Origin of the sequence: Streptomyces sp. HSW2009, from assembly GCF_040240285.1 — a bacterium.
Lineage (GTDB): Bacteria > Actinomycetota > Actinomycetes > Streptomycetales > Streptomycetaceae > Streptomyces.
Map to the genome: position 1 here is coordinate 1 of NZ_JBEHZD010000889.1, position 2,033 is coordinate 2,033.

Annotated in this window: 1 protein-coding gene and 1 pseudogene; both read right to left on the bottom strand. The window is 74.3% G+C overall.

From position 1 onward, the window contains the following. Positions 1–132: 132 nt before the first annotated feature. On the bottom strand, positions 133–1,734 hold the full coding sequence (locus tag AAHZ94_RS33255; RefSeq protein WP_349997429.1) for a multidrug effflux MFS transporter: 1,602 nt from the start codon (positions 1,732–1,734) through the stop codon (positions 133–135). 95 nt (positions 1,735–1,829) lie between these two features. Next, a pseudogene (locus tag AAHZ94_RS33260) lies at positions 1,830–2,033 on the bottom strand (hypothetical protein); the annotation flags it as partial.

Here is a 2,033-nt window from a genome sequence, read left to right on the forward strand (position 1 = left end):
GGGGGGGGGGGGGGGGGGGGGGGGGGGCCGGGGGGGGGGGCCGGGGGGACGCCGGGCCGGCGGTGGGCCCCGTGCCGGTTCGGGTTCGAGTGCCGGGTTCGGGCGCGGTGGCGGGGGGTGTGGGGCCGGGGGTCAGTCCTTGGGCTGGCCGCCGGCGACCGGGGCCTTCTGCTGGGACCATGCGCTCTGGTCCGCCTGACGCTGCCATGGGCGGCACATTCCCACGAAACAGGCGATGGCGGCGAGCGTGGACCCGACCATGACCACCGTCATCGGCACCGCCGTGTCCTCGCCCGCGATGCCGACCAGCGGCGAGGCCACCGCGCCGATCAGGAACGAGGTGGTGCCGAGCAGCGCGGACGCGGAGCCCGCCGCGTGCGGGGTGCGCATCAGGGCCTGGGCGTTGGTGTTGGGCATCACCAGGCCCATCGCGGACATCAGCACGAACAGGCCGGCGGCCACCGGCACCAGGCCGACCTTGCCGAACACCCCGGCCGCCATGACCAGCAGCGCGATCGCGGCCAGCAGGATCACCCCGAGCCCGACCGCGACGGCCTTGTCCAGGCTGACCCGGCCCACCAGCACCTTGCCGTTGAACTGGCCGACCGCGACCAGGCCGATCGAGTTGACGCCGAACAGCAGGCTGAAGGTCTGCGGCGAGGCCCCGTAGATCTCCTGGACCACGAAGGCGGAGCCGGCGACGTATGCGAAGAGCGCGGCGAAGGCGAAGCTGCCGGCGAGCGTGTAGCCGGTGAAGACGCGGTCGCCGAGCAGGCCGCGCATGGTGTGCAGGGCCTGCCCGAGGCCACCGGTGTGCCGGCGCTCGGGCGGCAGCGTCTCGCCCAGCCAGCGCCAGACCACCAGGGTGAGCAGGATGCCGATCACGGTCAGTACGACGAAGACCCCGCGCCAGTCGGTGACCTGCAACACCTGGCCGCCGATCACCGGCGCGATGATCGGCGCGACCCCGGAGATCAGCATCAGGGTGGAGAAGAAGCGGGCCATCTCGACCCCGTCGTACAGGTCACGCACCACCGCCCGCGCGATCACGATGCCCGCGGCCCCGGCCAGGCCCTGGAGCAGCCGGAAGACGATGAGCAGTTCCGCGTTGGGCGCGAAGGCGCAGATGGCGGTGGCGAGCACGTAGATCACCATGCCGATGAGCAGCGGCCTGCGCCGTCCCCACCGGTCACTCATCGGCCCGACGACCAGTTGCCCGAGCGCCATGCCGGCCAGACAGGCGGTCAGCGTGAGCTGCACGGTGGCGGCGGGGCTGTGCAGGGCGTCGGTGACCTCCGGCAGTGCCGGCAGGTACATGTCCATGGACAGCGGCGGCAGCGCCGTGAGCCCGCCGAGGATGAGGGTGACCAACAGGCCGGTACGGCGCTGCGCGGCGAGCCGGGCCGGGACGGGGGCGGCTGCCGCCGCGGTCTCGGGGGTGCTGGCCGCTGCCAAGGCGGTCGCCGTGGGGCCGGCTGGCGCAGCGGCGCTCGCCGGGGTGGCGGACGGGGCGCCGGGGGTTGCCTTCGCGCGGCCGGTGGCACCGCGCTGACCAGGTAGAACGGTGCCGGCCGCGGAGGTGGGCCGGCCGGGTATGACGGGGTCTTCGCTGGCTGCCGGGGCGTCGATGGTGGCGCTGGACACGGTGCCCGGTGCGGTGCCCGGGAGGGTTGCGGAGGCGGCGGAGGTGAGGTCGTGGGTGGGCTCGGCCGTACGCGGGCCGGGGTCCGTCATGCGTGACTCCATGGTCGTTTGATGGCCTAACCATGTTGTCATGGCGATGCCGCGGCGCCGGCCCGCTCAGCGCTCTTCCGGACGTGATTCCCGGCTCAGCCGCAGCGGTCGACGGCGGGCGTCGGACGCGGGCCGATCGTGGGTGTGGGGGTGGGTGTGCGGTGGGTTCGGGCCGTACGCAACGGCGCCCGGGGCCGGCCGTGGGGGGGGGGGGGGGGGGGGGGGGTTTTAAAAAAAACGAGCCCCCCCGCCCGGCGCCGAGGGGGGGGTGGGGCGGGGGGGGGGTGAGAAATGACTGG

What these genes read in the sequence shown, in the direction of transcription:
- AAHZ94_RS33255 (WP_349997429.1), bottom strand. Translation starts at nt 1,734, where the DNA reads ATGACGGACCCCGGCCCGCGTACGGCCGAGCCCACCCACGACCTCACC.